This is a genomic window from Caulobacter sp. SSI4214 (assembly GCF_012184455.1).
Classification (GTDB): domain Bacteria; phylum Pseudomonadota; class Alphaproteobacteria; order Caulobacterales; family Caulobacteraceae; genus Caulobacter; species Caulobacter vibrioides_E.
Genome location: NZ_SZWJ01000158.1, coordinates 1 through 4,013, shown reverse-complemented (window position 1 = coordinate 4,013; position 4,013 = coordinate 1). Strand labels below are relative to the sequence as shown.

The following is a 4,013-nucleotide window of genomic DNA, read 5'->3' as shown; positions in this document are numbered from 1 at the left end:
TGCCCAGGCTGTGCAGGTAGGCGATGACGGCGATCCGGTCTTCCGGCTTCTTCAGACCCACGAAGGTCATGTTGGTGCCCGAGACGTACTTGCCCGGCGCCTTCAGGAATTCATACAGGTGGTCGTAGTCCCACATCGGGGTCTTGCCGCCGAAGTCCTTCATCGCCGACGAGTAGTTGAAGCCCGGGTGCGTGCCCGGCTTGCGGCCGACGACGTCCCACAGGCCGGGGCCGGTGGCGTTGGCGTTCGAGGCGTCCAGCTTGTGGCAGGCCGCGCACTTGGCCGAGACGGCCTGGCCGGCGGCCACGTTGGCCGGGGTCAGGACGGCGTTCCAGTCGGGCGGGGTGTCGACGGCTTCCGCGCCGCCGGGGCCTTCCGCCTGGACGGCGATCTCGTAGCCAGCCTTCTCGACCTCGTGCTTCTTGAAGACGATGTCCGAGGCTTCCCGCAGACCGAAAATAACGAGGCCGGTCAGCAGTACGCCGCCAGCGATCTTGTTGAACGTCAGGTCGCTCATCTCAGCCTTGTCAGCCTCTTGTCCGCCCGGCCAGGCCGGGCCTGATCCCCACGCGCGGTCGTCCCCCCTAGCGAGTCTCCCGGCGCGCGTCATGTTGCGCTCGCGTCTCTTACACGCTACCGCCCCACGCGCAACCGGTCCGCAAAGATTTGAGGCCTCGAACCTCCCATGAACCCCATCGTCCTGATCCCCGCGCGGATGGCCGCCACGCGCCTGCCGGGCAAGCCGCTGGCCGATATCGGCGGGGTTCCGATGATCGTCCGGGTTCTGAACCAGGCCCTGGCGGCCGACATTGGTCCGGTGGCCGTGGCGGCCGGCGACCCCGAAATCGTCGAGGCCGTAAGGGCGGTTGGCGGAACGGCGGTGCTGACCGACCCCGATCTGCCGTCCGGTTCCGACCGGATTCTGGCCGCTCTGGCCGAACTCGATCCGGGGTTCGAGCGCGACGTGGTGATCAATCTTCAGGGCGACATGCCGTTCGTCGACCCGACCGTGCTGAGCGACTGCGCGCGGATACTTAAGGAATTCGGAGACGCCGATATCGCCACCGTCGTGGCCCCCGAGGCCTCGCCCGCCGACCGGTCGAATCCCGACGTCGTCAAGGCCGTGCTGGCCATGGAGGACGACGGCGCCAGCGGCCGCGCGCTCTATTTCACCCGCTCGACCCTCTATGGCGACGGGCCGGTGTGGCGCCATATCGGCCTCTACGGCTATCGGCGCGAGGCGCTGGAGGCCTTCAACGCCGCCGCGCCGTCACCGCTGGAGCGGCGCGAGAAGCTGGAGCAGCTGCGCGCCATGGAGCTGGGCATGACCATCCGCGCCGCCGTGGCCGCCCAGGCCCCGATCTCCGTCGACAACCCGTCCGACCTCGAGGCCGCGCGCGCGGCCGTGGGAAAGTAAGAGCATGAGCATCCTCAAGAAGATCGCCTTCCAGGGCGAACCCGGCGCCAACAGCCACGAGGCTTGCCGGACCTACTTTCCCGACTACGAGGCCTATCCCTGCAAGACGTTCGAGGAGGCCTTCGAGGCGATCAAGACCGGCGCCGCGGCGCTGGGCATGATTCCGATCGAGAACTCGATCGCCGGTCGCGTGGCCGACGTGCACCACCTGCTGCCCGCCTCGGGCCTGAGGATCATCGGCGAGCGCTTCAAGCCGATCCGCTTTCAGCTGATGGCCAACAAGGGCGTCAAGCTGGACGCGGTGAAGGTGGTCAGCTCGATGCCGATCGCGCTAAGCCAGTGCCGCAACAGCCTGAAGAAGCTGGGCGTCGAGACCGAGGCCGCCGGCGATACGGCGGGCGCGGCCAAGGCCCTGGCGCTGAACCCCGACCCGACCCGCGCCGCCGTCGCCCCGGCCCTGGCGGCGGAGATCTATGGCCTGGACATCCTGGCCCGTGACATAGAGGACGAGCGCCACAACACCACCCGCTTCCTGGTGATGACGGCCGACAAGGCTCCCGAGCCGCCGCCGTTCACCCACCGCTGCGTGACCAGCTTCGTGTTCCGCGTCCGCAACCTGCCGGCCGCGCTCTACAAGGCGCTGGGCGGTTTCGCGACCAACGGCGTCAACATGACCAAGCTGGAAAGCTACATGGAGGGCGGCAATTTCACGGCGACCTTCTTCTACGCCGAGGTCGACGGCCGGCCCGAGGATCGCAACCTGGCCCTGGCCCTGGACGAGCTGAAGTTCTTCTCCGAGCGGTTCGAGATCCTGGGGGTCTACCCGGCCGATCCGTTCCGGGATCGGGGGGCGTAGGCGCCAGCCCCCTCCACCGCCTTCGGCGGTCCCCCTCCCCCAAAAGGGGGAGGAGAGAGAAGAGAGAGGAGCGGCGCTGCCCATTCTCCTCCCCCTTTGGGGGAGGGGGACCAGCGAAGCTGGTGGAGGGGGCCAGCGCCGACCCTCCCCAACGTCACCCTTTCCCATACCGGCGGTCGGCGATTACCCTTCTCGCAAAAGAGCGGGGAGGCTCACATGCAAGCTTCGATGATCGCGCCGGTGATGGCGCTGGTGGCCTGGTCGCTGGTGATGTGGGTCTGGATGTACGTCCAGCGCATCCCGGCCATGCAGAAGGCGGGGATCAAGCCGCAGGACGCGCGGTTCCCAGGCTCTCTGGACGTGCTGCCGGACACGGCTCGCCAGGCGGCCGACAACTACAATCACCTGATGGAGCAGCCGACGATCTTCTACGCGGCGGCGCTGGCCATCCAGGTGGCGGGCCACGCCGACGGCATGGCCGCGCATCTGGCCTGGGCCTATGTCGGCGTCCGGGTGCTGCACAGCCTGCTGCAGGTCAGCCTCAACCTGGTGCCCGTTCGGTTCCTGCTGTTCGTGGCCTCGACCGGCGTGCTGGCGGCGATGGTGGTTCGGGAGCTGATGCGGTTGTTCTAGACCGCGTCCAGCCCGATATCCAACACCGGCGCCGAGTGCGTCAGGGCTCCGACGCTGATCACGTCGACGCCAGTCTCGGCGATCGCGCGCACGGTGGTCAGGTTCACGCCGCCCGAGGCTTCCAGCACCGCGCGGCCCTTGGCCAGGCGCACGGCGGTCTTCAGGTCGTCGAGGCTGAAATTGTCCAGCATCACGACGTCCGGGCCGTGCTTCAGCGCCTCGTCCAGCTGATCGAGGCCGTCGACCTCGACCTCGACCTTGACGAGGTGCCCGGCGTGGGCGCGGGCGCGCCGCACGGCCTCGCCGACCCAGCCGCAGGCGGCGACGTGGTTGTCCTTGATCAGGATGGCGTCATCCAGGCCGAAGCGGTGGTTGACCCCGCCGCCGCAGCGGACGGCGTATTTCTCGAGCGCGCGCAGGCCCGGCGTGGTCTTGCGGGTGTCGACGATGGTCGCGCCGGTCCCTTCGACCAGGCGGACATAGGCGCGGGTCAGGGTGGCGATGCCCGAGAGGCGGCCCAAGAGGTTCAGGCCCGTGCGCTCGGCGGCCAGCACGGCGCGGGCGTTGCCTTCCGCGCGGGCCAGGATCGCGCCCGGCGCGACGTCGGCGCCATCGGGCGTGACGACCTCGAAGGTCGCGGTCGGATCGAGGGCGGCGAGGGACAGGCGGGCGCAGGACAGGCCCGAGACGCGGCCGTCCTGGCGGCTGGCCCAGACGACCGACAGGCGCGCGTCCGGGTCGATGCAGGCCTGGCCCGTGATGTCGCCGGCGCGGCCCAGGTCCTCGGCCAGGGCGTGGTCGACGATCGGGCGGACGAGGATGTCGTCGAGGGGGGGGATCATCATTCGGCGGCGTAGCGGACGGCGGCGTCCGCGCTCGTGAGGGTGACGAAGGTGCGGACGGGCTCGGCGGTCGCCGGGAAGTCCGAACGGAAATGGCCGCCTCGGCTTTCCTGGCGGGCCAGGGCCGCCTCGACGATCAGGCGCGCGGCGACGACCGTGGGGCAGGGGCCATAGGCCGGCTCCAGGGCCTCGATCTGCTCCAGCAGCCGGGTCAGGCCGGCGGCGTCGCGGATTACCCCGGCGTCGAGACCGTCGATGGCCTTGG

General features: G+C 69.4%; 5 protein-coding genes and 1 pseudogene. 3 read left to right on the top strand and 3 right to left on the bottom strand.

The window, feature by feature from the left end; all coding sequences use genetic code 11:
* Nucleotides 1–517: cytochrome c family protein (locus FCU40_RS22670; RefSeq protein WP_168078056.1), on the bottom strand; the 517-nt coding region annotated here is incomplete at its 3' end.
* A 168-nt stretch (nt 518–685) separates the two neighbouring features.
* On the opposite strand from FCU40_RS22670, the gene FCU40_RS22665 reads away from it, so the two are divergent.
* From FCU40_RS22665 to FCU40_RS22655, 3 genes are all read left to right on the top strand, one after another.
* On the top strand, nt 686–1,417 hold the full coding sequence (locus FCU40_RS22665) for a 3-deoxy-manno-octulosonate cytidylyltransferase (protein ID WP_168078054.1): 732 nt from the start codon (nt 686–688) through the stop codon (nt 1,415–1,417).
* 4 nt (nt 1,418–1,421) lie between these two features.
* A complete protein-coding gene (locus FCU40_RS22660; protein ID WP_004624509.1) occupies nt 1,422–2,273 on the top strand; it encodes a prephenate dehydratase in 852 nt (283 codons plus the stop codon).
* 216 nt (nt 2,274–2,489) lie between these two features.
* Nucleotides 2,490–2,906, top strand: coding sequence for an MAPEG family protein (locus FCU40_RS22655; RefSeq protein ID WP_168078052.1), 417 nt, complete (start codon nt 2,490–2,492; stop codon nt 2,904–2,906).
* Here the strand turns inward: FCU40_RS22655 and nadC are convergent.
* Both nadC and FCU40_RS22645 read right to left on the bottom strand, forming a co-directional pair.
* A complete protein-coding gene (gene nadC / locus FCU40_RS22650) occupies nt 2,903–3,751 on the bottom strand; it encodes a carboxylating nicotinate-nucleotide diphosphorylase (protein ID WP_168078050.1) in 849 nt (282 codons plus the stop codon). The genes FCU40_RS22655 and nadC overlap by 4 nt on opposite strands.
* Nucleotides 3,748–4,013, bottom strand: a pseudogene (locus FCU40_RS22645) (L-aspartate oxidase); the annotation flags it as partial. The pseudogene FCU40_RS22645 and the gene nadC, both read right to left, overlap by 4 nt.

Excerpts from the sequence above, each read along its gene's own strand:
- FCU40_RS22665 (WP_168078054.1), top strand. The coding sequence starts at position 686 with ATGAACCCCATCGTCCTGATCCCCGCGCGGATGGCCGCCACGCGCCTG.
- FCU40_RS22655 (WP_168078052.1), top strand. The coding sequence starts at position 2,490 with ATGCAAGCTTCGATGATCGCGCCGGTGATGGCGCTGGTGGCCTGGTCG.
- FCU40_RS22660 (WP_004624509.1), top strand. The coding sequence starts at position 1,422 with ATGAGCATCCTCAAGAAGATCGCCTTCCAGGGCGAACCCGGCGCCAAC.
- nadC (WP_168078050.1), bottom strand. The coding sequence starts at position 3,751 with ATGATGATCCCCCCCCTCGACGACATCCTCGTCCGCCCGATCGTCGAC.